Annotated in this window: 20 protein-coding genes and 2 pseudogenes; 5 read left to right on the top strand and 17 right to left on the bottom strand. The window is 61.0% G+C overall.

Annotation, left to right across the window (positions count from 1 at the left end; all coding sequences use genetic code 11):
* Positions 1 to 224: 224 nt before the first annotated feature.
* Positions 225 to 1,307: a hypothetical protein gene (locus JJC00_RS09280; RefSeq protein WP_200472288.1), complete on the bottom strand. Its 1,083-nt coding sequence runs from the start codon at positions 1,305 to 1,307 to the stop codon at positions 225 to 227.
* 80 nt (positions 1,308 to 1,387) lie between these two features.
* Positions 1,388 to 1,828: a hypothetical protein gene (locus JJC00_RS09275; protein ID WP_200472287.1), complete on the bottom strand. Its 441-nt coding sequence runs from the start codon at positions 1,826 to 1,828 to the stop codon at positions 1,388 to 1,390.
* 711 nt (positions 1,829 to 2,539) lie between these two features.
* Here JJC00_RS09275 and JJC00_RS09270 point away from each other — a divergent pair.
* Positions 2,540 to 3,034, top strand: a pseudogene (locus JJC00_RS09270) (IS5/IS1182 family transposase); the annotation flags it as partial.
* 118 nt (positions 3,035 to 3,152) lie between these two features.
* Here the strand turns inward: JJC00_RS09270 and JJC00_RS09265 are convergent.
* Entirely contained in the window at positions 3,153 to 3,413 is a 261-nt protein-coding gene (locus JJC00_RS09265) for a DUF3551 domain-containing protein (RefSeq protein WP_200472286.1), read from the bottom strand.
* Between the two features lie 411 nt (positions 3,414 to 3,824).
* A complete protein-coding gene (locus tag JJC00_RS09260) occupies positions 3,825 to 4,091 on the bottom strand; it encodes a hypothetical protein (RefSeq protein WP_200472285.1) in 267 nt (88 codons plus the stop codon).
* 649 nt (positions 4,092 to 4,740) lie between these two features.
* Here JJC00_RS09260 and JJC00_RS09255 point away from each other — a divergent pair.
* A pseudogene (locus JJC00_RS09255) lies at positions 4,741 to 4,873 on the top strand (DDE-type integrase/transposase/recombinase); the annotation flags it as partial.
* Positions 4,874 to 4,918: 45 nt separating this feature from the next.
* Here JJC00_RS09255 and JJC00_RS09250 read toward each other — a convergent pair.
* From JJC00_RS09250 to JJC00_RS09240, 3 genes are all read right to left on the bottom strand, one after another.
* Positions 4,919 to 6,418, bottom strand: coding sequence for a S10 family peptidase (locus JJC00_RS09250; RefSeq protein ID WP_433996498.1), 1,500 nt, complete (start codon positions 6,416 to 6,418; stop codon positions 4,919 to 4,921).
* 746 nt (positions 6,419 to 7,164) lie between these two features.
* Positions 7,165 to 8,877, bottom strand: a complete 1,713-nt coding sequence (locus JJC00_RS09245; RefSeq protein ID WP_200472284.1) for an outer membrane beta-barrel protein — start codon at positions 8,875 to 8,877, stop codon at positions 7,165 to 7,167.
* Between the two features lie 766 nt (positions 8,878 to 9,643).
* Positions 9,644 to 10,774 carry a glycoside hydrolase family 18 protein gene (locus JJC00_RS09240; protein ID WP_200472283.1) on the bottom strand — a complete coding sequence of 377 codons (1,131 nt, stop codon included), beginning with the start codon at positions 10,772 to 10,774 and terminating at the stop codon, positions 9,644 to 9,646.
* A 700-nt stretch (positions 10,775 to 11,474) separates the two neighbouring features.
* On the opposite strand from JJC00_RS09240, the gene JJC00_RS09235 reads away from it, so the two are divergent.
* The 3 genes from JJC00_RS09235 (at position 11,475) to groL (ending at position 14,501) form a co-directional block, all read left to right on the top strand.
* Positions 11,475 to 11,681 carry a hypothetical protein gene (locus JJC00_RS09235; RefSeq protein WP_200472282.1) on the top strand — a complete coding sequence of 69 codons (207 nt, stop codon included), beginning with the start codon at positions 11,475 to 11,477 and terminating at the stop codon, positions 11,679 to 11,681.
* 767 nt (positions 11,682 to 12,448) lie between these two features.
* Positions 12,449 to 12,763, top strand: a complete 315-nt coding sequence (groES, locus tag JJC00_RS09230) for a co-chaperone GroES (protein WP_200472281.1) — start codon at positions 12,449 to 12,451, stop codon at positions 12,761 to 12,763.
* 88 nt (positions 12,764 to 12,851) lie between these two features.
* Positions 12,852 to 14,501, top strand: coding sequence for a chaperonin GroEL (groL, locus tag JJC00_RS09225; RefSeq protein WP_200298516.1), 1,650 nt, complete (start codon positions 12,852 to 12,854; stop codon positions 14,499 to 14,501).
* Between the two features lie 382 nt (positions 14,502 to 14,883).
* On the opposite strand, the gene JJC00_RS09220 is transcribed toward groL, so the two are convergent.
* From JJC00_RS09220 to hybE, 10 genes are all read right to left on the bottom strand, one after another.
* Complete coding sequence (locus JJC00_RS09220; RefSeq protein ID WP_200472280.1) at positions 14,884 to 16,167, bottom strand: NAD(P)/FAD-dependent oxidoreductase; 1,284 nt, start codon at positions 16,165 to 16,167, stop codon at positions 14,884 to 14,886.
* A gap of 805 nt (positions 16,168 to 16,972) precedes the next feature.
* Complete coding sequence (locus tag JJC00_RS09215) at positions 16,973 to 17,281, bottom strand: hypothetical protein (protein WP_200472279.1); 309 nt, start codon at positions 17,279 to 17,281, stop codon at positions 16,973 to 16,975.
* A 356-nt stretch (positions 17,282 to 17,637) separates the two neighbouring features.
* Positions 17,638 to 18,678: a hydrogenase expression/formation protein HypE gene (gene hypE / locus JJC00_RS09210; protein WP_200472278.1), complete on the bottom strand. Its 1,041-nt coding sequence runs from the start codon at positions 18,676 to 18,678 to the stop codon at positions 17,638 to 17,640.
* Positions 18,675 to 19,817, bottom strand: coding sequence for a hydrogenase formation protein HypD (gene hypD, locus JJC00_RS09205; protein ID WP_200472277.1), 1,143 nt, complete (start codon positions 19,815 to 19,817; stop codon positions 18,675 to 18,677). The genes hypE and hypD overlap by 4 nt, the downstream gene beginning before the upstream one ends.
* Positions 19,814 to 20,050 carry a HypC/HybG/HupF family hydrogenase formation chaperone gene (locus JJC00_RS09200; protein WP_200472276.1) on the bottom strand — a complete coding sequence of 79 codons (237 nt, stop codon included), beginning with the start codon at positions 20,048 to 20,050 and terminating at the stop codon, positions 19,814 to 19,816. The genes hypD and JJC00_RS09200 overlap by 4 nt, the downstream gene beginning before the upstream one ends.
* Positions 20,050 to 22,314: a carbamoyltransferase HypF gene (gene hypF / locus JJC00_RS09195; RefSeq protein WP_200472275.1), complete on the bottom strand. Its 2,265-nt coding sequence runs from the start codon at positions 22,312 to 22,314 to the stop codon at positions 20,050 to 20,052. The genes JJC00_RS09200 and hypF overlap by 1 nt, the downstream gene beginning before the upstream one ends.
* On the bottom strand, positions 22,311 to 23,255 hold the full coding sequence (gene hypB / locus JJC00_RS09190; protein WP_200472274.1) for a hydrogenase nickel incorporation protein HypB: 945 nt from the start codon (positions 23,253 to 23,255) through the stop codon (positions 22,311 to 22,313). Before hypB ends, hypF begins: the two co-directional genes overlap by 4 nt.
* Positions 23,255 to 23,596 carry a hydrogenase maturation nickel metallochaperone HypA gene (gene hypA / locus JJC00_RS09185; protein WP_200472273.1) on the bottom strand — a complete coding sequence of 114 codons (342 nt, stop codon included), beginning with the start codon at positions 23,594 to 23,596 and terminating at the stop codon, positions 23,255 to 23,257. Before hypA ends, hypB begins: the two co-directional genes overlap by 1 nt.
* Entirely contained in the window at positions 23,589 to 24,683 is a 1,095-nt protein-coding gene (locus JJC00_RS09180) for a hypothetical protein (protein WP_200472272.1), read from the bottom strand. The genes hypA and JJC00_RS09180 overlap by 8 nt, the downstream gene beginning before the upstream one ends.
* The gene (gene hybE / locus JJC00_RS09175) at positions 24,680 to 25,099 is read right to left on the bottom strand and encodes a [NiFe]-hydrogenase assembly chaperone HybE (RefSeq protein WP_246774152.1); all 420 of its coding nucleotides are present in this window, start codon (positions 25,097 to 25,099) and stop codon (positions 24,680 to 24,682) included. Before hybE ends, JJC00_RS09180 begins: the two co-directional genes overlap by 4 nt.
* Positions 25,100 to 25,151: the final 52 nt, after the last annotated feature.

Below are 25,151 nucleotides of genomic sequence, written 5' to 3'. Positions count from 1 at the left end.
CGTCGAGAGCGTTGCAGTGGTCTGCGGTCCGCGCGGTTGCGTCCGCACAAGGCCCGTGTATCGGCGTGGGGTTTACGTCGTCCGCCGCCCCTACGTACGTCGCGGCTACGGCTACCATCGGGGCTATCGTCGGTACTAACGTTGAAAAGAGGGCTTCGGCCCTCTTATTTGCGTTGCGGGCGCGCGCGCGACTTCGTCGGTTGAATGAAACGGGTGATTATGACCTAACGGATGACAGTGGTGGGCAGCCTGCTGATTACGCTTCCGCCTTCCGCTGTAATCCGCAACGGTCCATCGCTCATTTCGAAAGTGTATTCAAAGCTGCTCGCGCCGCCGCCTTGCGCATTCCGTGCAGGACTACGAACCACCCAATCCACGATCCCACTTGCTTTACACGCACCGACCGCCTCGTTGCATTCGACAGCAAGTGATCCTTCACGCAACTTATATAGGCGCTGGGGCCAGCGATTTATTGATTTCATCTTGTCCGCGAGGACCTCGTCATCCGAGAGATTACGACCGTAGAAGAGGACATGTGCGCCGTACAGCCGCGGAAGAATGGCGGCGACTTTGTCGTTAGGGCCGGACCATACGGCGAACAAGAGGCTTACGAATTCACCGACCTTGGCGCGGAGCGAGGACGGTGAATGTGACGGACCTATCTGTGGGGCGCCGTAGCCTGAACTTGTATTGGACGGTTCAAGGATTTTCACATCAATGTCGTTCTTCTTTGCATCGTCTGCGCTCAACCAAGTCATCGATGCAGGTGATGCTTGCGTGATATAAATTACTGCCGAGTACGACAGGCCAAGTTTGTTGACGTAAGCTCCCAAGATTGCATTTCCCACACCGGTCTCGTTCCCGGAGGAGCCATCGTAGGCCGCGTGAAACCCAACTTGAGCATTTGTCGCCATATATCGTGGAATCCCACCAAGCCACGCAAGAGCGCACGCCGATGCACAACGGCTGTTAGCAGGCACTAAGGTCGCGAACCCCTTCGATCGGATAGTTTCGCCGATCCCGATCCCAGCTAGAAGGCTGCCACCGTCGCTTAGGAGCGTTACGATGGCTTTTGGTACATTGGCTGTCCTTTCCGCGAAGAGACGAGCGTCTCCGCCTTCGAGGTCGCCCGACACTTCGATGAAGGTGAATTCGCCAAGAGGGTGGATGGCTATTTCGGCGCCATTGCACGGAAGCCAAGTTCCAAAGACAAGCACGATAGCGCTCGAAATCGCACGACGGCCTGTAAACTTGGCAAGTGACCTTCGAAGCCAACTGCCACCTGAAGAAATCAGCTTAATGAGCATTCTGATCTAAGCACAAGCTCGATTTGCAATGCGGATCAGCAAATCCGGAAACGCGCCAGGATGCCGATTGGTCCGGGCCCTCAAGCTCCAGCCGGTCCTTGAGCGATATCGATCACGTGCCGATCAGTGCCAACAGTAATGACGATGGTGTAAGTCTTCGGTCCTCCGGACTCACTGGCAACTGGTGGCGCGAGATGCAATTGCCCTCCGTACCACTCACCGGGCATGAGCGTGTTGTCCTTGATGATTGACTGCTCAAGGACCGCCATATTGCGTTGCCCAGCCTCGACGGTGGAAGCGATCATGGCTTCGTTCTGCGCGCTCGCATTGCTCTGCGCGATGACGGCCGCCGTTGGGCTATAGAATGTCCCTGTCCGTCCGCTTGGGGCCGTGTAGTGGCCGTAACCAGCTTGCGACGCGCTGTAGGCGTTTCCTGCCGCGGCTAAGCCTGTGAAGATTGCCGCTGCGACCTGCCGGTTCTTTTCCTCTTGGACCAGCATCTCGTAGGTGACGACCTGCATCCCATAGTCGGACCCGCCCGCATGCTGGGTGGCTTCCACTTGGGATACCCGGAAATCTACGGGGCCCTTGCTGAGGTTGTTTATTGCAACAACGAAGACTGGTCGTCCGTTCGCTCGCACCTGCCTAGAGGCGGGGCGGACGAGAATAAGCGAAGCCTTCTGACGAGAGACTAGGGCCGGTTGCCCATCTCGCATAAGTGCCTGCTGTTGTGGATTGGATGGCCGAAACTGAACAGTTTCGGCGCTGGTGACGCAGCCACCTAATGCGGTGCACAGCACCGCAATACCTAATTTACGCATAACTCACCCCCAGACCCAAGCACGATACAACATCAACCACCGCGGCAAATCAATAGTCCGGGGAATCCCGGGGTTGGCCAAAGTAGCATTGCCCTATCGGTGCTACTTTGGGAGAGATTCGCCTTATTCAACTTAGGGGGAAAGATCATGTTGAAAAATGTTGCGCTGCTCTCGTTTGTTCTCCTTTGCTCAATATCAGTTGCCCATGCCAGGGGTGGACACGGGGGCGGAGGGCGCGTCTCCTACGGTGGTGGCTATCATACATCGAGCCATGGAGGGCACTATTCGGGCGGTCTAGGGTCTTCTCATCGAGGCGGCAGCTATAGAAACGTGAACACTGGCAACCGCTACGGCACGCACCAGTAAACGAACTGCGAATCGCGACGCGGCGTCCGATGGGACGCCGCGTGGAGCGATCACTTCTCGGAAGATGGCACGCTGATCGAGGCTTGGGCCTCGATAAAGAGCATCAAGCCGAAGGACGGTTCTGGCGAGCCGCCGGCTCAGGGCGGCGGGCGCAATGCGGAAGCGAGCTTCCATGGCCAGAAACGCTCGAACGACACCCATGGTTCGACCTCTGATTCGGTGCCAGGCTCTACCGCAACGGTAAAGGCAAAGATACAAAGCTGTGCTTCATCGGGCACGGGCTGATCTCGAACCGCCACGGCCTGCTGTGATGCCTGCCTGACACTGGCCCACGGGCATGCCGAAAGGGTGGCGGCCCTGCACATGATCGAGCCTCATGCCGACCGGTCGACAGCGATCAAGCTTGATGCCGACAAAGTCTACGCAGAACACTTCGTCAACGAGCTGCGTTCGATGAACGTGACGCCGCATGTTGCGCAGAACACCAGCGGCCGCAGTTCTGCGATCGACGAGCGAACGACCCGGCACGGCGGCATCGCGAGCGCATTCGCACAAAGGACGTCCGATCATGCGGACTCCAACGTCTTCTCAGCCTTGATGGAAGACCGATCTACACGAGCAACGGAGGGATACGTCGATCACGCTTGACGATCATACATCAGCGCAATTGTCCTCTCTGTCGCTGGAACGCGTAGATCGGATTCATACCGCAATAAGCGTAAGTGCCGGATGCAGTGGCCATGCACTGGTCATAGGTCGAGAACTGGCAATTGCCCGGATATCCCCAGCTACGTCCCTGCAGGCAATAAATGTCCTGCCGAGCCGGCGGAATGTGCCCCCGCGGAGCGGCGACCGAAGGGGATCCAGAGTCAACGAGAATGGCAAGTGCAAGCACACCAATAGTCGGAAGATTGGCCATGAGACCTCTAGCCTCCTTTTACTCTTGCTGAAGATAGAAGATTCTCACTTGGTGTTTTGATCCTAGTCAATGGCAAAGACCCGATCGCAGTGCGTCCGGCGATCGCCTCCGAAGAAGCTCAACCGTGGTGGCACCCCGAGCTCGGAGCAGAACTCGTGCTGTTGTAGAAACAAAGGCAGTTTTCCAGCGCGATCGGCTAGATGTTCGGTGGAAACCTGCAACCGAACAATCGATCGGGCTTGAAAGCTTTCGCGGTCCGGAATGAGTTCGCGTCCGCCCCGAAGCATATGGTGAGCTTACCAGCGATCGAAACGGGCGGAAAGTTCACCCATCTTCACGTTTGAGAGCCCGTGTTGCGTGACTTGCATAACTCAAGGGGCTGTACGGGCTGCTGAACTTCCAACGAGCTCTCTAGCGCTTCGTGATCGGCTTGATCCGTCGCAGCAAGGAATCGGCATATTCCTCGCGCTCGCGCATGTAGCGCTCTTGATGCGCTTTGAAACTCTCGACGCGCTTCTTGATCTCATCGCGTTCGCTGCCGCCATAGTCAGGTCCGCTGGAGGTACCCTGCGCGACGGCTTCGTTCGGCTGAGGCCGCTCGATCTCCACCTTCAGCGATCTGGCGAATGCCGTGGTTTCAGCGACAAGCGCATCGAGTTCGCTCTTCCAATCATGCATTGACGCCCCCACGCGATACGGCCCGCTAGATGAGCCAGTTTATCACAAGCCAAGCTGCGATCCGCAGACGCCAATTACCAGATAGGGCACCCCAACCAGCATCTGCTTCTCGTTAAAAAAGCCAACCGACAATAATGATCGGCGATGGCCTTCTGCGTTCAAAATGCTCATGGCCAAAAAGCACAGTCAAGACCCGAGGCAACAATTCTAGACCCGAAATATCTGGCTTCCTAGTTATACCGTTCAGCACGCTTAACGCAGGCCGATGCTGTTTCCGCCGAGGAAGGGCGCGCAGGGATTTCTCCCTCTCATATAACCTCTGCGATCCGCGCCAACTGCTCCGAGCGGCCTGCATCAAGGGTCACAACGGTCTTGTGGCGACCCGATCAGTTATGTCACGGCGCCGCAAAGATGTGGGGGCAAGATGAACGTCCGGTGATGATACATGAAACCGGCTTTCCGAGCCGGTGGCATCTTGAAATGACGAATTGTGCGATTGCACAGGCGCATCGAGGACAATTACATGATTTGCGCGGTGGGTATCCCGCAGCGCACGAGACGGCAAAAATATATTGGTGGCTTGAGCGGGTCGTGAAGGGCTGCGTTTTTCAGGCGTGGTTCGCATGACTGGCAGGGAAACTATGGCTCTTGGCGCGCTGTCGACCAGGGGCTTTGTTCTCGCCGTCCTGATACAGCGCCGAAGGGACTCGCGCGCGGAGGAGCGGCTCATGAAGAAGCTCTTGAAATCCGCCGGCACGCCGCCGCGCGTCATGATCACGGACAGCTCCCTTCATATGGCGCTACGATGTCCGCGGCAGCTAGGTGTGCTAGTACTTCATGATCGCTTCGATCTCTGCGCGAAAGGCACGGCGCGAGGAGTCGCGTGAATAGAACATGTGTCCGCCCGGATAGACCACGAGTTTGACTCGCGGTGCCGAGGCAAAGGGGGGCAACTGATCGAGCGCCATCTTCGAGCCGAAATAGGGCGTCGCAATATCGAAAAGGCCATGTCCAATCAGCACATTCATTGTCGCGTCCGTCGCAAGGATCTGGCGCAGGTCCGAGAGCGATTCTGGAGAGCTGCCGTGGCCGAAATCCCACGCCCCAATTACCGCGCTGTTGGCCAGTTCATAGGAGCCGTCCGGCCGCCAGTTGAGCTTGCGGGTCAGGACCTCGACTGCGGCACTCGTCAGCGGCGCCCGCAGTGCATCGGCCGAGGGGTCGCCGAAGCGGTGGACATCGGAATCCGGATAGGGATCAAGGCCGCGCACGGATGCGTCATAACGGCCGGTCACGTTGCCGCTCTCGCGATCGAACTCGCGGCAGAATTCGCCGACGTCAAGGCGCCCGGCAAGCCGTCGGCTGATGGCCCGGTCTATGCCGATCAAGCCGGCAACCTTGTCGGCGAGACGGCTTGTGGCCTCCTCGTCGGCCTTGCCCTTGACGAGGTCGGCTAGGAATTCGCCACGTGCGTAATCTTCCACGTCGGCGATGTCGGCTCGACTGACCGCTCCCTTGCCCTCGCCCTTGGCTTTACGGGCCACCGCGACATAGCTTGGCAGCGTCGCAACATATTTCAGAAGGCTCCTGCCTGTGAACTCGCTGTAGTCGAACAGCGGCGAGATCAAGATCAGACCCTTCACGCCAACGCCCTGCCGCATCTGCAGATTGCGCACGACCTTCGGTCCGCGAATGCCGCCATAGCTTTCGCCCGCGACATATTTCGGCGAGGAGAGCCGCTCGTGCCTCTCGAGCCAGCGGCGGATCACCAGCGCGATTGAACAGGCATCGCCGTCGACTGAATAGAATTGCTTGCTCACATCGTCGTCCGTCGCTGCGAAACGGCTATAGCCGGTGCCGACGGGATCAATGAAGACGAGGTCGGTAAAATCCAGCCAGGTCTCGGCGTTGGGCCTGATCTCCGGCGACGCCGACGGCGTGACGAACTCCGCATCGATCGGCAACCGCCATGGCCCGGCGCTGCCATATTGCAGCCAAGCCGAGGCCGCGCCCGGGCCGCCATTGAAGAGGAATGTGACTGGACGCCTGGCACGATCTGTGCCGCCGAGCTGATAGGAGGTGTAGGCGATGTCCGCCTGCGGCTCGCCCTTGTCGCCGAACACGCGGATCGAGCCCGCAGTCGCGATGAAACCAAGCGTTCGCCCGGGCAGCTCGAGCGTCTGTGGGGTGGTAGAATCTGGCGGCAGGCGGTGCTCGATGGACGATAGGGGACTTGGCGTGCCAGCGCTGCGCGCGTCCGTGCCACTGGCCTTCGCCGTGGTGTCGTGGCACGAGGCGGGATCGTCGCCCCCGGCGCTTCCCGTCACGGGCAGCCAACCAGGGCCAGTGCAACAGAGATGCGGCGCAGCGGGGTCAAAACCCAACTGGATCGAGATTCTGCTATCCCGGCCGTACTTCGCGTTGTCGCGCAAAAGCAGTGGGCCGGCCTAGTGGCCAGTTTGGGTTTGCGTTCAGGGACAGGCCGAACTAACAAGCATTTATTCACGTGGGTCTGGCCTTGTTGCACGACGCGTGTCTCGCAAAATGGCTCTACTCACTTCGCTGAGAGCGGGGAACCTACTAATTCTAGCAGGCCTCGAGGGTGCTCGCCGCAGATCGGCGGCGTATTCATTGGCTTCGACAAGATTCGGAGACGCGTGCGCGCCGGCAACAAGAGAACGATCGATCTGCTCAGCTCCCTTGATTTTGAGGTGCAGGTGCGGCGAGATCGTCTGGCGCGAGCGATCCGCACGATTGAGAAAGGCCCTTCCACGCCAGAACTCGATTGGGCGCGCACTATTCGGCGATGCGGCCGTCGATCCGCCGGGGCCCTGCCAGGTGCAGCGCACAGCCAGCGAGGCGAACAAACTCCAATGCCATGCTGCAGCTTCATAAATCAGCCCTGCCTTCGATCGGACTTGGAGCAGTGACTTGGGCCTGACACTGCTTAAAGCCTGCCGGACAAGTTGCGCGATGATGACAGACGGCTTGTTCGGAGCTCATCCGGTTTCCAGGGGCGTTGTTGCAGGCCCGCAGTTCAACCAAGCCGCGTTTCGTTTGGAGCTGTGAGCTTTCAATCGAACCTATAAGAGGCTTGAAAGAACGTGCCCCAGCGCTCTGCGCTGAACTTCGAAAGCACAGTCTCAGTGGTTCCCGGGCCATCACAGCCTGTGCATGTCACTTCGCTGTCTTTTTTGGTCCACATGGCCCAATAGCGCGCGCCGACGCCGACGCTGAAGTTCTTGGTAATGAAGTAGGACAACACGCCTTCGACCTGTACACCCCCGCCTCCGCTCCCGCGTTGATCAAGGAATGTGGTCGGCGGTCGCGCAAGGTGATTGTCACGTCCGTTGAAATCGGTCCAAGGCAGGTAAGCGACGTCGCTACTCAAACGCCAACGCTCGGTGAGCATGGTTTCGGCGCTTAGGCCGACACGAGGTGCATTCCACTGGGAATTCTGACTTCCAGCGATCGTGTCGTCATCACCTGGATGTGGCCGCGAGCATGAACCCATCGGGTTGGCGATCTGTACACAATCGATGGAGTCGGAGCTCTGTTCGTAGTAGGTCCAGCCGATAAAGCCCCCGACCTTGTAGTTGGCGCCGCGCAGGAAATCGTAACCTACGTCGGCGGTGTAATAGGTGAACCTCCCGTTTGCCTGGCGTGATACCGTGTTGACGTAGGAGAGGACGTCATCGATGCCCCAATCTTCATCGTTGGTGCTTCCTTTGTCGAAGCGACCGATGCCAACGTTGCTCTTCAAAAACACTCCCCACGGGCTGTCAAGACGGCCAAACAATTCCCCGGAAAGTCCGTTGAGACCGTGGTGGGTGATCCTCGATACAAGAATGTCAGGATCTCCAGTAGGGATTTGATTAGGCAAATTCCATTGGAATCGTCCGCGGCTGAGCCAGAGCCGCGAGCCGCCTTCGAACGACCACCCGGCTGTGTCAGTCGTCGGCGGCACGCTGCCCGTTGCTTTCGTGAACAACGGCGCATCGGACCGTTGCGCACCCCAAGGGTCGGCGTCAAAATGGTAATTTAGACCGATCGTTCCGATGTGATAGCTGCTAGACAGGCTCGTTGTATTCGCCGGAAGGATTGCGAACGGCGGAAACTGCACCGTCGGAGGCGTCACGATACTCGGCCCACCGAAATGCAGGTAGTCATATTCGACCTTGAGCGACCATGCAGACGTCAGCGCTTGCTCGACACCCAGCCCGATGATGCCACCGACCCGACCATAGTCGAAACTGGTGTTCTCTTGACTCCCGCGGCCACTGAACTCGTTGTTGTTGACGACATCGCCACGATTGTTTTGCCAAGCCACGCCTCCCTTGAGATAGGCCAGCGTGCGGCCATGCGGGCCAAAGGTGTAACCGACCCGGCCGGTCCCGGTCGCAAAGACGTTGGGACCTGCCTTGCAGTTTGCGCTCACAACAAAGCCGGAGGCGGCGAGGCAGGTACTTGTGCCCTCGGAGACAACACCGCTGGCATCGAGCTCGACGCCAAAAACCCAGCTGTTCTTCTGCCAATTAAAGCCTATCTGACCACCTGCGAGGAACACTGGGGTGTCAACCACGCCGCCATAGATTGAGGGACCGTAGGGATTGCTGAATGAGGTTCGTCCGTACCCACCGCCGACGTGCCCGCCAATATAGCCTCCGGACCAGCTCCACACTGCCGCTGGCAATTTCACGTCTGGCCAAAGATCTACCGCATTGGCTGCACCGCTTGCGACGAGCGCAATCGTTGCGACTCCCGAAAGAAGAACTCCAGATCGCATTCCAAACACTTCCCTGCATTTTGCGCCGTCCACAACCAAGCGCCTTAACTTGTCGCCACAGCAAACCGACGGGGCCAGACCACACGCTTGCGACGCGCGCCGTAGTCCGCCCGGAAAATCACCGCTTGCGATTGGCAATGATGGCGTAAGCAAAGCAAACCGCGAGCCAATTGAATTCGGCTGTGCGGCAGGCACTTCGTAATGGTGTGTAGCGTCAAGTTGCTGACATTTGTCTCAAGACTCACAATCTAAGTTGCCATCGCCGACCGCTTGATCGTGAGGCGCATCTGAAGCAGGCCAATAGAGCATTCACCGCAACTCTGCCGATGCCCGCGTAATAAGGAACGGGGCCGGCTGGCAAGACCAGCGTCTTCACTCCAGGGACCCACGTGTGGATCGGCATTGAGGCATGTCCCTCCATGGTCGCATGGATCACTGATTTATGGCGGCGATCGGGATCGGGACCCCGCACCGATACACAGACAAGGCTTAGGTCAGGATTGCTCAAGCCTTTGCGTGAGGCGTCGCGAAGAGTCGTCCGGCCTCGCGATCAACCGGATGGGATCCGGTGCGCACGTCGCATCATGACGAAAAACCTGTATTGCCGCCAGCATGCGTCAGGAACGGCGCTGCCGTTTGTCAGATTTCCGACATCGCCGTTTTCAACCCGACGTGGCTCTGATTTCGCCGCATCGAACGCGTTTCGCGGATGATTTCGCTCGAGGCGCACGCATGACGCGCTTCAAGGCGACGTGATGACGACCTTCTAATCGAATCTTCGCGCAGGAAGCATGTGGAGCGCCGCGAGCAGCAGCGAACCGTCGTCGGCGAACAGGTCCCAGATCATGATCCCGGCGAGTCCATGGGCGCATGCGTACATCGTCTTGCGTGCGATGGAGAGCGGATCGTCGTAGCTGATCCATATCCGCCGTTCGGCGTCATAGAGCCACGGCACCTGCGCCTCATCACTCCAATAGCGGCGAAAGCCCCGCTCTTCCGGTCGCCTGGCAACGAGATCGCGATAATCGATGCCATCGCTCCCTCCCCACTGCTCGCTCGCCCTCGTCCCCGCTTGCAAAAGTCCCGCATTCTCCTGCGGAACGTCTGCCACAGCTCGGCCATAGAAGGCTACGCCGAGTGTGACCTTGCCCGGCGGCACCCCGGCCCGGATCAAGGCATTCACACTTGCATCGACATTGAGATCGGGATTTGGATCGCCGGCGCTGGCGAACAGCGGGGCATTGAAGCCGGCAAAAGCCGAGCCCGCATGATAGTCGTAAGCCATCAGATGGATCCGGTCGACCAGCGGGGCCAGAGCGGCCGCATCCAGATTGACAATCTTATTGGGGGCGGCAGATACGGCAATGGTGAGCTCGAGCTCCCTGCGCTCCAATGCGGAAAACTCAATGAGTCTTCGGCGAAGCCCCGCAATCAGGAGCGTGAAATTCGTACGGTCGTCGAGGCGGGCGAGATTTCCTGGACGTCCTCCTGAGACGGGAAACTCCCAATCGACATCCACACCATCGAACAGACCAGGATACGGGCGAAAGAACGCCTCGATAACGGATTGTGCGAACCGCGCGCGCGACATCGGTGTGGCAGCGGCGGCCGAGAAATATTTCGACCCGCTCCAACCGCCCAACGAAATCAGGATGCGAAGCTCTGGACTGCTCCGCTTCAATTCGGCGAGTTGGGCGAAATTGCCGCCGAACGGGGGCGAGGGCGCGGTTCCGTCGCAGGCTCCTGCGTCGAGGCAACGATCCGCAAGTCCAGCCAGTCCTTCTGCCGAAACGGTGCCGAACGCGTACATCAAGTGGGTCAGCTCGCGCGCCGGGATCGTCTTGATGTTTGGACCGCCCGTCCGGGCTTTCCACGGGGCGACATAGCCGGCGACCACTGGCCTCCTGGACGGCGTGGTCCGCCCCTGCTGCATCAGTGCGTATCCGCACACGAGCGTCGAAAACCCGGCTGCAGCGAATGTTCGACGATTAATTGCCACGGCCTACGACCTTATGCTCTCTGTCTGATTGTACCCTGCGCCGTTCGATAACGCGATCATCTCAGCGAGCCTTCGATATGCAATGGCACTGCTCCTTTCCTTTCACCAATCGTTACGACGTCATTGCGGCATTCTTGATCGAGAGCTGTAGTTGCTGCGCGAAGGATTCGGCTCTCGAATGGCGAGGGTAGACGGCGAAATTGAACGCTCTGGAGGAAGGCGATACGTCTAAGACGAGGCGTAGAAGCTGTAACAGCTCTTCTGTGGCTGGCTTCTGCCGTTTTCTTGCCTGGCATCAGGCGCGTTATCCCATCCGAATAAAGCCGCACAGCCAGAATCGGTGTATTGGAGCGCATAGGCGGCAGCTACGGCTGCTCTAGTCGCTGAATTGCGCTTCGCTTCTGCGACAGGATGGGAGGCTATGAAGCGAAACGGTGGCGCGCATCCTACCGGCACCGGCTCCGGACAGTATGAGCTTGCTTTCAGGTCTGAGCGGAACCCCTCCTTTTGGTAGGATTCATGTTGCAACCAACGCGAGATGAGGAGCATTCTTGCACTTGCAATTAGGACCACCTACAGAAAGTCAGGGAGCTCGAAAATGAACGACAATGTGTCTTCAGCGCAAAGCGATCTGCAGGGACTTAGGCTGATCCGCGCTTTTCTCCGGATCCGCGATCCACGCACCCGGTCCGAACTCGTCGAACAAGCCGAAAGGCTCGTCGCGGAAGAGGAGCCTGCGGAATCTGGTTCGAGCTTGCCCGGTTCACCTGATTTCGCCGAGCGTCCGGCGGATCCTCTTAGTTGATCTCTCGCCTTCTTCGTGTCGCCCAACGACACGTTCCAGTACCGCTCCTGTCTGCCCGCGTTGCAGGAAGCCCCTGATCTGCCCGCAATCGTCATAGCAGCGAGCCACGGCGGTCGTCGTCAGGATCGCCGCCTTTGCTTTCGCAGGGACGCGGCCGACCTCGGCGTTCGGCTCGCAGGTTAGAAAGCGCGAAGATGTCGGCGGGTTGCTTGGCCTTGCGCACGCTGGTCCAGTTGGTCCAGAGACCTCGCGAATGCGAGGACAGGGCAGCTCTCCTCGGGAGCGAACCGGACCGCGGCACCTTCTTGCCATCGATAGTGTCCGGAGAACGACGTGAACGGCACGAGGCAGCGGCTCTCCAGATCAAGCCAGCGCCCTCGATGCGTGCTCTTACTTGCGGACGTTGGTAGTGCCGCTGGATCCTCAGCAGCTCTTTCAAGTCGACTGGCCTGCCCTTTGCATCGAGCTTCTTCGTGGCGTCATCAGAACCCGGCGCGAGCTCGGCGTGCTCCAGCGCGCCATCACGAGTCCGAGTCCGCGCGGGAGAGTGAGGAAAAATCCTAGGCAGCGAAGGCAGGTCGCCGGTCCGCTTGTTCGCCGGCATGCCCCCGAAGAGCCGAATAACCCGGGCATCTATTTTTCTGCCAGAAACCCTTGCTTCCGGAAAGGACTAGCCCTATTTGAGCCCCGCCCGCGCTAGCACTCGCTGGCATTGACTGCTAACAACTCTGAAATCCCAACCCGAGCAACTACTTAGGAGAAACTGCATGAACTTCCGTCCGCTTCACGACCGCGTCGTGGTCAAGCGCATCGACGCAGAAGAGAAGACCGCTGGCGGCATCATCATTCCCGATACGGCCAAGGAAAAGCCCTCGCAGGGCGAAGTGATCGCCGTCGGCCCCGGCGGCCGCGACGAGAGCGGCAAGCTGGTTCCGATCGACCTTCAGGTCGGCGATCGCGTGCTGTTCGGCAAGTGGTCGGGCACCGAGGTCAAGATCGACGGCCAGGAGCTGTTGATCATGAAGGAGAGCGACATCATGGGCGTTCTCACCGACGCGTCGGCCAGGAAGAAGGCCGCCTAATCCAACGCTCGCACCGCTCACCGCTGAGGAGCGCCTGCGGGCGCCTCGCAAAGGGTGAGATGACATCAGTCAACTCAGGGACACCAATATGTCAGCTAAAGAAGTCAAATTCGGCGTCGATGCCCGCGACCGCATGCTGCGCGGCGTCGACATCCTCAACAACGCGGTGAAGGTCACGCTCGGTCCGAAGGGCCGCAACGTCGTGCTCGACAAGTCGTTCGGCGCTCCCCGCATCACCAAGGACGGCGTCACCGTCGCCAAGGATATCGAGCTCGACGACAAGTTCGAGAATATGGGTGCGCAGATGGTGCGCGAAGTCGCCTCGAAGTCCGCTGATGCGGCCGGCGACGGCACCACCACCGCGACCGTGCTCGCGGCTGCCATCGTCCGTGAGGGCGCCAAGGCGGTTGCCGCCGGCATGAACCCGATGGACCTCAAGCGCGGTATCGACCTTGCCGTCGATGCCGTGGTTGCGGACCTGCAGAAGAACACCAAGAAGGTCACCTCGAACGACGAGATCTCTCAGGTCGGCACCATCTCGGCCAACGGTGACGCGGAGATCGGCAAGTTCCTCGCCGACGCCATGAAGAAGGTCGGCAACGAGGGTGTCATCACCGTCGAGGAAGCCAAGTCGCTCGAGACGGAGCTCGACGTCGTCGAGGGCATGCAGTTCGACCGCGGCTACATCTCGCCCTACTTCGTCACCAACGCCGACAAGATGCGCGTCGAGATGGACGACGCCTACATCCTCATCAACGAGAAAAAGCTCTCCTCGCTGAACGAGCTGCTGCCGCTGCTCGAGGCCGTGGTGCAGACCGGCAAGCCGCTGGTCATCGTCGCCGAGGACGTCGAAGGCGAGGCGCTCGCGACCCTGGTCGTGAACCGCCTCCGCGGTGGTCTGAAGGTCGCGGCCGTCAAGGCTCCGGGCTTCGGCGATCGCCGCAAGGCCATGCTGCAGGACATCGCGATCCTGACCGGCGGCCAGGCGATCTCGGAAGATCTCGGCATCAAGCTCGAGAACGTCACGCTCAACATGCTCGGTCGCGCCAAGAAGGTGATGATCGACAAGGAGAACACCACGATCGTCAACGGCGCCGGCAAGAAGACCGACATCGAGGCGCGCGTGGCCCAGATCAAGGCGCAGATCGAGGAGACCACCTCGGACTACGATCGTGAGAAGCTCCAGGAGCGTCTCGCCAAGCTCGCTGGCGGCGTGGCGGTGATCCGCGTCGGCGGCGCGACCGAGGTCGAGGTGAAGGAGCGCAAGGATCGCGTTGATGACGCGATGCATGCGACCCGCGCCGCGGTCGAGGAAGGCATCGTCCCGGGCGGCGGCGTCGCCCTGCTCCGTGCCTCCGAGCAGCTCAAGGGCCTGCGCACCAAGAACGACGACCAGAAGACCGGCGTCGAGATCGTGCGCAAGGCGCTCTCGGCGCCCGCTCGCCAAATCGCGATCAACGCCGGTGAAGACGGCTCGGTAATCGTCGGCAAGATCCTCGAAAAGGATCAATACGCCTATGGCTTCGACTCGCAGACCGGCGAATACGGGAACCTTGTCACCAAGGGCATCATCGACCCGACCAAGGTGGTCCGTACCGCGATCCAGAATGCAGCTTCGGTTGCGGCCTTGCTGATCACCACGGAAGCCATGGTCGCCGAGCTGCCCAAGAAGGGCGGCGCCGGTCCGGCGATGCCTCCGGGCGGCGGCATGGGTGGCATGGGCGGGATGGACTTCTGATCCAGCCGTTAAGGCCAACCGCGGAAATGCGAAACCCCGGCAGCGATGCCGGGGTTTTTGGTGTGTGCCGAGCATGTTCGACAGCTCTGCGGAGATCAACCTGTTTAGCGGACTCGAACATCTGCTGAGTCGATGGGGCAGCCGCTGCCTGCGACGAATAGTTTCATCGCGTGCTAGCATATGAAGGACGCCAGTGGCTCAGCGAAAAGGCGATCGATTGAGATGATACGGTGTCGCGAGTTTGAACATATGATCGGCATCCTACGTCAGCGATCGAGCGAGATGGGCAATAGCCCTCTCTGAGGCCGGCGGAACTGTAATACGTCGGCGAAAAGCAAGGATGTGCCTTGGCGTGGAGCTCGCGATTACCGAGAACTGACGGTCAGAGCCGGGCTTCGGTGAAATGAACGAGTTGCGCCCCGATGCGATAGAGCGCCTCCCGCGTGGCGCGGAAGCGCGGCTCCTCCACCGGTGCGATCGGAAGCGGAAGATCTTTGTCCGCAACCTGCCCTAGCACATAGGAGGCGAGCACGCCTCCGAACACAGTGGCCGGCGCAATTCCGCGGCCGTTGTATCCATTGAACCCAATGACGTTGCGGTCTAACTTGTGAAAGCGAGGTAGGTTGTCCGAGGTCATACCGATCGTCCCGAACCAACCGGCCTCGAATTCGATGTCGGAGAGCTGAGGAAACAGCTTGCCGAGCGAACGGATGGCCCACGCCCTGTGCACTGCTGCACTGCTCCGCTCAAGAGCACCGACGCTGCCATAAACGAGCCGGCCTGCACGGTCGAAGCGAAATGAACTGAGCACCTGCTTCGTGTCCCAGGCTCCGTGGCGTTCGGGCAGGATCGATGCTCTCAAATGATCCGGGAGAGGTTGGGTCGCAAAGTTGAAGTAAGGCAGTTGGATCTGCTCCTGCCGGACCAGCGACCACGGTCCTCGCGCGTAGGCGTCGGTGGCAACAATCACCCAATCTGCACGCACAGATCCGGCTGCCGTATTGACCTTCCAGCGCGAGCCGCCATCGCTGGCGGCGAGAGCAGCGCTGTGGGTGAAGATTTTCGCGCCCGCAGCAAGTGCGGCGCCAGCCAAACCACGAACATAGGCCAGCGGCTGAATTGTGCCAGCGCGTTTATCCAGCAGTGCACCGGCGTAGTTGCCACCGCCAATCCTCCGGCGCGTCTCCTCGGCATCGAGAATCTCGACCGGCGCACCACGTCGCTGCCATTGTTCGGCACGAGCCTTGATTTCTTCCAATCCCCTGCGTCCGACTGCACAATGCAACGTGCCCGCGGGCTCTTGCTCGCAGTTAATATCATGTTGCGCAATAAGATCGAACACCCGTCGCGGCCCGTCGCCGAGCAGATCGATCAGGCGCTCCCCAAGGGTTTGTCCCAGCGTCGCCGCGAGAGCGTCCGGCATGACCCACATACCGGCATTCACGAGACCGACATTGCGTCCGGAGCCGCCGAAGCCGATTTCAGACGCCTCGAGGACAGCGACGCGCGCTCCTCCTTCTGCAAGATGGAGAGCGGACGAAAGCCCGGTATATCCGCCACCGATGACGAGGACATCGACGTCCATCTCGCCAGCCAGACGATCGGTCTGAGGTGCATGCGGAGCCGTCAGTTCCCAGAGCCCGTGCGATCTCGGATCCCCTTGCATCAGGTAAACTCCCTCGGCTGCAATTGTCCGTCACGTCAGCAACGCGCCAACAAGGCGCCCCGAGCTCCGCGGCCGTAGCGTAGGAACTCCGGAAGTACCGCGCAAGCTTGCGAACAATTCGCGGGGAGGTCAAATTTGAATGCCGATTGACAGCCTGGGCATGAAGCCCGCAAAGCGGATTTTCCTGAGGAGGCACAAGTCCCCATGGCACGAAACACCGCGATGGCTTCTTCACTGCATCGGGCTCGAGCACGTTGTTGACCGGAATCAGGCGAAAAAAGCCTGATCCTAGTTATCAGCTCCCAATCCGGACAGCCGGGCTAGCGATGTCCTGCCGGAACGCGCTGTGACGACGTCATTCATGGGGTAGCAGCTCCGCGGAGCGTGACGCGTCCCCGCCGAGCATCACCATTCGGCGCTGCGCGACCTCGATAAGCGATAGCAACAGCAGGGCGGGGCGCACCCGACGCTATGCCGACAACACATGTCATTCGCGCTCGCGCCGGAAATCAGACATATCACTTGACAATCAAGCCAGACGAAATCGCGAATTAAAAAAGACGTCGGGTTGGAGCGCCACTCGACCAGCTCACGGAGCCTTCTTCTGCGGCAAGATCGAGGGCAAAAGCTTCCGCCCTATACCGAACAGCAACTCATTTTCGTGGACGAGCCGCAGCGGGCCTTGACGCAGCAATCAACTTGATTGCTTGCTGCTGGGCCATTCGCGCCGAGATCGAGCTGAACACGGAAAAAACCTCCGGCCGCTTGCGCGCGACCGGAGGTTTGCCGATAAGAGTTGCCCGCGTTAGTGGCGCTTGCCGGCGGTCGGCGTGCCGCCGACTGAGGAATCGTCAGTTGCCCCCTTGTTTGGAGCGATTCCGGTGGTGCCGGCTGCACCCTTTGTGCTCTTGAGCGGCTTCATACCTGCCTTTCGGTCCGCAGCGCCGAGCTGAGCGGTCGAATCCTCATCATCATCGCCCATGCCCCCCTGTATGCCCTTGCCTTGCATGCCGCCGCGACTCTTGGCGTCGGTCGAAAGGTCTTGCGCAAGCACTTGGCTTGCAAACAAAGCCGAAAGGACACATGCGACTACAGAGGTCTTCACCAACTTCATCATCTCTCCTGGACTTGTTCGCGATTGAACGATTCCATCACTCCGACGCCATTCGCTTTCACCGGATCGTTCAACGCGTCAACACTGCGAACGGCGCCGTCAGCAGGAGCATGATTCTTGTGGTCATCGTTTAGAGATTTTGAGGCGATTTCGCGGAGTTACCTTCCTGTCGGCGGTGCATCGAGCATCTGCGCAAGGAATTCAACTGCCGGACCGAGATTCTCAATGTCAGGCCATGATCCGCACCGGAGGAAGCTTCTTGGGATCCGCTGATGGCAGCGGATGAACAAATGATGGCTGCGAGCAGCCCCACGACTGCCATCGCGGTAACAGGAGCAGAATGCGCATCTTGAGCCTCAACAGATCCGGGGCAGTTGTTCGCCCGACAACCAGTCGACGATCCGGGCACCGCCAAAGCTCGTCGCCATCTGCACGAAGTGATGATCATCGGGCACCGCTTCGCCGATATCGGCGGCATCGCGACCGAGCGGATGCGCTCTCATGGCGGCCAGCACGGCTCCGGCGAGATCAGGCGAGACGATCGCGAGCAGCTTCCCCTCATTGGCGACGTTGAGCGGATCGAGCCCGAGCAGCTCGCAGGCAGCCGCCACCCCCGGCTTGACCGGGATCGCCTCTTGCTGGAGACTGAAGCCTAGTTCGGACTGCTGGGCGATTTCGTTCAGTGTCGCCGCGAGCCCGCCGCGCGTGGGATCTCGCATCAGACGGATGCCGCAGCCGCCCGCCGCCACCATCCTGGCGACCAAATCATGCAGGGCGACCGAATCCGAGACGATCTCCGTTTCAAAGGCGAGGTTCTGGCGCTTTGACATGATGGCGACGCCGTGATCGCCGAGTGTGCCGGAGATCAGCACCCGGTCTCCGACCCTCGCATTCTCAGCGGAGAGATCGAATCCCTCAGGCACCAGGCCAACGCCCGCGGTCGAAATGAACAGGCCATCGGCCTTGCCGTGCTCGACCACCTTGGTGTCGCCGGTGATGATATGGACGCCGGCGGATTGCGCCGCCTGGCCCATCGAGTCCGCGATTGTCTTGAGGTCTGAAAACCGAAAGCCTTCCTCGATAATGAAGCTCGCAGACAGATAAAGCGGTAGGGCACCGGCCATGGCGATGTCGTTGACGGTGCCGTGCACCGCAAGCGAGCCGATATTGCCTCCGGGAAAGAACAGCGGCGAGACCACATAGGCATCAGTCGTCATCACCATGCGCCCGGCGCCGACGTCGAAGGCGGATTGATCGTTGCCGCGCGCCAGCCATTCGTTGCCGAATGATTCGTGGAACAGGCCCGAGATCAGTTGCGCCATCGCGCGGCCGCCGGAGCCGTGGGACAGGTCGACGCAGCCGTGCTTGATGTCGAGTTTGCGCTGATGGGCTTTCATGACGCCCGCTTCTGCTGACTATCGCGGAATCGACCATAGGTCCAATGCGCGGCACATGCGCCCTCCGAGGAGACCATGCAGGATCCCATCGGGGTCTCCGGCGTGCACACCATTCCGAACAGCTCGCAGTCGACCGGCTTCTTCACACCGCGCAGGATCGCGCCGCATTCGCAGGCCGGGTTGTCGGCGACGCGCAGCTCGCTCATGGCGAAACAGATCTCCGCATCAAATCTGGCGTAGGTTTGCTTCAGCTTCAATCCACTATGGGGCACGAACCCGAGGCCTCGCCATTCGAACGCGTCGCGCAGTTCGAAAATATCCGAGACCTCCGCCTGGGCACGCCGATTCCCATCGCGCATTACGGCACGGCTATATTGGTTCTCCACTTCGCTTCGGTGCTCGTTCACCTGACGCACCAGCATCAGAATCGCCTGCATCATGTCGAGCGGCTCGAAGCCCGAGATCACCACCGACTTGCCGAATTCCTCGGCAAAGACCTCGTAGGGCTCGGTGCCGATGATGATGCTGACATGCGCGGGCCCCACGAAGCCGTCGATCTCGGCGCGGCCGACGCTGCGAATGTCGGGACTCTCCAAAATTTTCTGCATCGCCGGCGGCGTCAGCACGTGGTTGCAGAACACGCTGAAGTTTTCGATCTGCTTCTTCTGGGCGCGCCGGATCATGACCGCGGTCGGCGGCGTCGTGGTCTCAAAGCCGATCGCGAAGAACACGACTTCGTGCTCGGGGTTTTCTTCCGCGATCCGGATTGCATCGACCGTGGAATAGACCATCCGCACATCGGCACCACGTGCCTTTGCCTTCAACAGCGAGGCACCTTGCGAGCCCGGCACCCGCATCAGATCGCCATAGACGCAAAGGATCACCTCCGGCCGCTCAGCCAGCTGGATCGCCATGTCGATACGTCCCGCCGGCAGCACGCAGACGGGACAGCCGGGACCGTGGATCATCCGCACGTTCTTGGGCAACATGTCCTCCAATCCATAGCGCGAAATCGCATGCGTATGTCCGCCGCAGAACTCCATGAAGCGGTAGGGCCTCTGCGGATCGGCTTCAGACCGGATCGCCCTCGCCAACCCCAGCCCGATTGCCTTGTCGCGAAATTCGTCGGCGTATTTCACTGCATTGCTCCCTGCCCTTCGCTGCTGAGCTCACGCATGAGCTCCAGCGTCCGCCTCGCCTCATCCGGATCGATCTTGGTCAGGGCATAACCGACATGGATGATCACGTAGTCGCCCACGGCGAGATCTTCGATCAGCATCACCGAAACCTCCTTGCTGACGCCGTCGATCGAGGCGACGGCCATCTCGCCGGGAAGCAGCTTTGTAACCTCTGCAGGTATGGCGAGACACATCAGGCGTTTCCTTCCAGCCTTTGTTCTTCGAGCATTTGGAGAGCGGCAACCCAGGCTTGGCCGAGGCTCAAGCCGCCGTCATTCGGCGGCACCTGGCGCGAGAGCCGCGGATTGAGCCCGACAGCGATGCAGCCGCGCTGCACCTCCTCGCTCAGGACCGCGTTGAGGAAGCAGCCGCCGCTCAAAATGACGGTGGCGAGGCCGGTCTCTCGTGCAGCACAGGCGATCCAGTCGACGCAGGCCGCGCCAAACGTGCCATGAAACAGCTCGGTGCCTACGGTCGGATCGGGGGCATCAGCCACAAGACGTTCAAACAGCGGATACAGCGACAACACGCCTTGTTCGATTGTCCAGGCGCCCTCAGCGACGCGTGTGCGACGAACACGCGCCTCCAGCTTCATCGCGGCTTCGCCTTCATAGCTCTGCCGCGTGGAGAATCCCAGCAATCCGGCGGCTGCATCGAACATCCGGCCGGCGCTGGTCGTCGTCGGCACGTCGGGCTGGTCGAGCAGGGCCAAAACACCCGCCGCCAACGGCTGCGCCGCAAACCGACGCGGAATCTCCGCGCCGCGCCCGAGCGCGTGAAGCACGCCGGCAGCCATCCGCCAAGGCTCGCGCGCGGCGCGATCGCCGCCTGGCATCCTGAGCGGCACCAGATGTCCGATCCGCCGGAAGCGCGCGCCCTCACATCGCAAGAGCTCGCCGCCCCAACTCCCGCCGTCGCTACCATGACCAAAGCCGTCAAGCACCAGTGCCAGCACAGGCCCGTCGATACCGTGCTCCGCCATCACGGACGCCGCATGTGCGTGATGGTGCTGAACCGCAATCAGCCTATGGCCGCTCGCCTCGGCAAAGCGGGTGGAGGCCATATCGGGATGAAGATCATGCGCCACGACGGCCGGCTCAACATCCAGGGTCGAGATCAGGTGCTCGATCGTCTTCTCGAAGAAGCGAATGGCCTCCACGGTATCGAGATCTCCGATGTGCTGGGAGACGAAGGCTTCATCACCGCGCGTAATCGCGACAGATGCCTTCAGCGCGCCGCCCACTGCGAGCACCGGCGGCACGGCACGCGCCAACCGAATCGGCTCGGGAACATAGCCGCGGGCCCTCCGGATGAATTGCGCGCGTCCGGCAACGACCGACACCACGGAATCATCAGCACGCGTGACGATATCGCGATCATGAGTGACGATCAGGTCGGCAATGCCGGCAAGTCGGCGCTCCGCCTCGTCATTCTCGATGACCGGCGGCTCGCCGCCCGGATTGGCGCTCGTCGCCACGACAACCCAAGGAGAGCCGTCGGCACGCTTGTGTGCCGAGTTCAGCACATGAAAGACCAGATGATGCAGCGGCGCGACCGGCAGCATGACGCCGATCCGCGACAGGTCCGGCGCGATTGCCGGCGCGAGTTGCCGACGCGACGTCAGTAATACAATCGGGCGAGCCGTTGACTCCAACAATTCCAGCTCTGTTGCATTCGCGCTAGCGATGTTCGCGACAGCGTCGACTGCGGCAATCATGACCGCAAACGGCTTCTGCTCCCGCTGCTTCCTCTGCCGCAGACGCCTCACCGCCTCATCGTCTCGGGCATCGCACAAGAGCTGATATCCACCGAGTCCCTTCAGCGCAACGATTTTGCCGCCGGCGACCTCAGCAGCGATCTCCTCGATGCCGTGGCTCAAGCGCGGACCACACAACGGACAGGCGATCGCCTCGGCATGAAAGCGGCGGCTTGCGGGATCGGCATATTCTGCGGCGCAAGCTGCGCACATCGCGAAATGCTTCATCGCGGTGGTGCCGCGGTCATAAGGCAGCCGCTCGACAATCGTATGGCGCGGACCGCAATGGGTGCAGTTGACGAAGGGGTAAAGATGGAAGCGGCTGCTCGGGTCTAACAGCTCGCTCAGGCACCGGGCGCAGGTGGCGGCGTCGGCGACGATCCGCGTCGATACCCTGCCTTGCTCGCTGGCGCGAATACAGAACTCGTCGCTGTCAACGGCGCCGATCTGCTGCACAGAGATCCCGTCGATCCGCGCCAGCGGCGGTTTCTCCAGCGGCAGCGCAGCGACGAAATCGGCAGCACGCGCACCTTCGACCTCGATCACGACGCCGTGCGGGTCATTGGCCACGAAGCCGCCGAGGCGATAGCGCATGGCAAGGCCATAGACATAGGGGCGAAAGCCAACGCCCTGCACGGCGCCGCGCACGTGCAGGCGCAGCCGCCGAGCATCGCGCGCTGCGGCTCCGCCGCTCATCATCATGCCGACACGGCACTCAGGGACGCCGCCCTCGCCTTCTCGGCGCGCTTCCGGATCCAGGCATAGAATGCCGCAAATCCCGCTCCGGTCCGCGCCGATACCGTCAGCACCTCGATCTTTGGGTTGACGCGCCGTGCATATTCGATCGTCCTGGCAAGATCGAGGTCGAGCACAGGCGCGAGATCGATCTTGTTGATCAGCATCAACGAGGACGCTGCGAACATGTTGGGATATTTGAGCGGCTTGTCCTCGCCCTCGGTGGTCGACAACACCACGATCTTGCAGGCCTCGCCGAGATCAAACGCCGCCGGACAGACGAGGTTGCCGACATTCTCGATAAAAAGGATGCCGCCGTTGAGCCAGGGCAACCGGTCATAGGCCTCGCCGATCATGGCCGCATCGAGGTGGCAGCCCTGACCGGTGTTGACCTGGACCGCCGGTACGCCTGTCGCGCGGATCCGCTCGGCGTCGTTCGACGTCTGCTGATCCCCCTCGATCACGCCTATCGGGCAATTGTCTTTCAGTTCGGACACGGCGCGGGCCAACAGCGTGGTCTTTCCGGCGCCGGGGCTTGAGACCAGGTTGAAGGCGAGCACGTCATCCGCGCGGAACCGCGCACGATTGTCGGCCGCAAGGCGGTCGTTCTTGCCGAGGATGTCACGCTCGACCTGGATGATGCGGTCGCTGCTCATGCCGGCGATCGTCTGCCCGGCCGGGTCGGCGCCGCAGTCGAGCAGGCCGGGATCGCCGCGCGTTCGATCGTGGTGATCGCGCGTTCGATCGTGGTGATGATGAAGGTGATGATCATGGTCGTGATGATGGTGTTCATCGTCACCATGATCGTGATGACCATGATGAGGAGGCGCGTGATCATGCCCATGGGGATGATCGTGCCCGCGCTCAATGGAAGCTTTGCCGTCACCGCAGCCGCATACTGTACACATCAGTCGACCTCCAATGCCCTGACCCGCATCTCTTCTCCACCGGCCACCTGCAACTGATAGCTGCCGCAGGCAGGGCATGGCTCGTCGCGCCGCTTGATTTTGACGCTTCTCGAGCAGGCCATGCACCAGGCGGTCCCAGGCGTCTCGACGATGTCCAGGGTCGCACCTTGTGCAATGGTATGTGCGGCGACCGCTTCGAAGCAGAATTTTATCGCCTCCGGCGCAACATGGCTCAACGCGCCGATCTCGATGCACACTGCCTTCACTTTGGCGAACGCGCGCCTGCGCGCTTCCTCCTCGACGATCTCGACGATCCCCTGGCAAACCGCCATCTCATGCATGGCCGACCTTACGAAAGCTGAGGTTAAATCCGACGCAGGGATCGAAGGAGCCGACGAGCGTGCGGACGGCATTCTGCCCCTCTTGACCGGCGGCAAGCGCCGAACCCTGCAGGCTGCGGACCAGCGGTCCACGCGCATGGAAGTTCCATTCGGTTGGAGCCAGCGATTCCAAGCGGACGATGCGGTGTTCATTATCGCACTCGACGAGCTGATAGAGCCGGCCGCGGGCGCATTCGACGGCCGCCGCACCTCTGCCGGCGCCAAGCCGATAGCTCTCGACGACGCCGTCCTCGAGCGCCTCATTGCCCGTCTCGAGCCAGGAGCAGAGGCGCGCCACTTCCGCAATGCGCGCCTTCTGTCGCTCGGCAGGCCTGCCGCGCGGCGGCAGGACCGGCTGGCGCCGGACCCGGCGTGCCCACACACCCGTCTCGGGAATTCGACCGTGGAGATCGGGGGCATCGGAGAAGCTCGCGCCATCCGCAAGCAGCCGCATGACGACATCGCGATCATCGGTGACGGAAAGAAACGAGTGTTCGACGACCGGCTGCAGCAGCGCATGCCCATCGAAGCTCGAAAGATGCGCTGCCAGCGCGCTGCCTGGCGTCGGCGCCTCTCCTTCGCCCGCGATTCCGAGTGCAGCGAGCACAGCCTTGATGTGCGATACCGCCTCGCAACGCGCCAAGACCTGCCCGCCTTCGCCGAGGACGCCAGCAAGGACGGCGGTCGCCTGCATCATGGCGCGGACCGCGGTGGCGCTCGCGCCATCCAGGGTGAGCTGGCCGACGAACAGACCACGGAACAGGTCCGTCAGGCGCTCGGCGACGACAGCGGTGACGCGGCGATGCATGGTCTCTGGAGGACAATCCTCGCCGCGCGCGGCTTCCACCGCTCCCAGAAACGCCACCTGATGTGCAACCGAGCACAGCGAGAACAGCCGCGGCAGCACGGAGAGCAGCAACGAGACGGGCTTGCCCGCAAACAGGCTCGTCAACGGCAGCCGGCTCCGGGGCAGGATTGCGACCTCGGCGATCGTATCCTTGGCGAGCCACACCGTGATGTCGATCTCGCTGCGGAAGCCCGGGTTCATTCGTGCTGCTCCGTCAGAACAGCCCGCATGAAGCTACGCCGATCGATCGCGCTTGTAGCGGGCTCGCGGCGTCGGGTCGCCTCCTTGCCGTCGGCCGGCAACATGAGTTCGTTGATGGCGGCTTCCGCCGTTGCCCGAGCGGAGGCCGCGTCAGCAAACCCGATCATGGGCGAGAACAGCGAACAGCTCGCGATGCGGCCCGCATGGTTGACATCGCTGAGGATGAACTCAATGTCGCCGGCCGGAAAGCGAAGGCGCAAGGTCGAAGCTGAGCCCGCCGGCGCCATTTCGCCGGTCGGCATCACCAAATTCATGAACCAGGGCGTGACCATGATACCGATGATCGTGCCGTTGAATCCGCGGAAGCCGACTGCCTCAACGTCGAGGGCGTCGTTGTAGATCGGCAGGTCGCGCATCGCGCGAGCGCCGATGTCCCGGTAGACGTGAGCCAGCCGCTGCCCCCAAGCT

This window comes from Bradyrhizobium diazoefficiens, assembly GCF_016616885.1.
GTDB classification, from domain to species: domain Bacteria; phylum Pseudomonadota; class Alphaproteobacteria; order Rhizobiales; family Xanthobacteraceae; genus Bradyrhizobium; species Bradyrhizobium diazoefficiens_F.
Note: the sequence above shows the minus strand (reverse complement) of the source record. Positions and strands in the feature narration are given on the sequence as shown.

Excerpts from the sequence above, each read along its gene's own strand:
- hypF (WP_200472275.1), bottom strand. The coding sequence starts at position 22,314 with ATGATGATGAGCGGCGGAGCCGCAGCGCGCGATGCTCGGCGGCTGCGC.
- JJC00_RS09220 (WP_200472280.1), bottom strand. The coding sequence starts at position 16,167 with ATGCAAGGGGATCCGAGATCGCACGGGCTCTGGGAACTGACGGCTCCG.
- JJC00_RS09180 (WP_200472272.1), bottom strand. The coding sequence starts at position 24,683 with ATGAACCCGGGCTTCCGCAGCGAGATCGACATCACGGTGTGGCTCGCC.
- hypE (WP_200472278.1), bottom strand. The coding sequence starts at position 18,678 with ATGAAAGCCCATCAGCGCAAACTCGACATCAAGCACGGCTGCGTCGAC.
- JJC00_RS09275 (WP_200472287.1), bottom strand. The coding sequence starts at position 1,828 with ATGCAGGTCGTCACCTACGAGATGCTGGTCCAAGAGGAAAAGAACCGG.
- JJC00_RS09260 (WP_200472285.1), bottom strand. The coding sequence starts at position 4,091 with ATGCATGATTGGAAGAGCGAACTCGATGCGCTTGTCGCTGAAACCACG.
- JJC00_RS09265 (WP_200472286.1), bottom strand. The coding sequence starts at position 3,413 with ATGGCCAATCTTCCGACTATTGGTGTGCTTGCACTTGCCATTCTCGTT.
- hypB (WP_200472274.1), bottom strand. The coding sequence starts at position 23,255 with ATGTGTACAGTATGCGGCTGCGGTGACGGCAAAGCTTCCATTGAGCGC.
- hybE (WP_246774152.1), bottom strand. The coding sequence starts at position 25,099 with ATGCGCGACCTGCCGATCTACAACGACGCCCTCGACGTTGAGGCAGTC.
- hypA (WP_200472273.1), bottom strand. The coding sequence starts at position 23,596 with ATGCATGAGATGGCGGTTTGCCAGGGGATCGTCGAGATCGTCGAGGAG.
- JJC00_RS09200 (WP_200472276.1), bottom strand. The coding sequence starts at position 20,050 with ATGTGTCTCGCCATACCTGCAGAGGTTACAAAGCTGCTTCCCGGCGAG.
- groES (WP_200472281.1), top strand. The coding sequence starts at position 12,449 with ATGAACTTCCGTCCGCTTCACGACCGCGTCGTGGTCAAGCGCATCGAC.
- JJC00_RS09235 (WP_200472282.1), top strand. The coding sequence starts at position 11,475 with ATGAACGACAATGTGTCTTCAGCGCAAAGCGATCTGCAGGGACTTAGG.
- JJC00_RS09215 (WP_200472279.1), bottom strand. The coding sequence starts at position 17,281 with ATGAAGTTGGTGAAGACCTCTGTAGTCGCATGTGTCCTTTCGGCTTTG.
- JJC00_RS09280 (WP_200472288.1), bottom strand. The coding sequence starts at position 1,307 with ATGCTCATTAAGCTGATTTCTTCAGGTGGCAGTTGGCTTCGAAGGTCA.
- JJC00_RS09245 (WP_200472284.1), bottom strand. The coding sequence starts at position 8,877 with ATGCGATCTGGAGTTCTTCTTTCGGGAGTCGCAACGATTGCGCTCGTC.
- groL (WP_200298516.1), top strand. The coding sequence starts at position 12,852 with ATGTCAGCTAAAGAAGTCAAATTCGGCGTCGATGCCCGCGACCGCATG.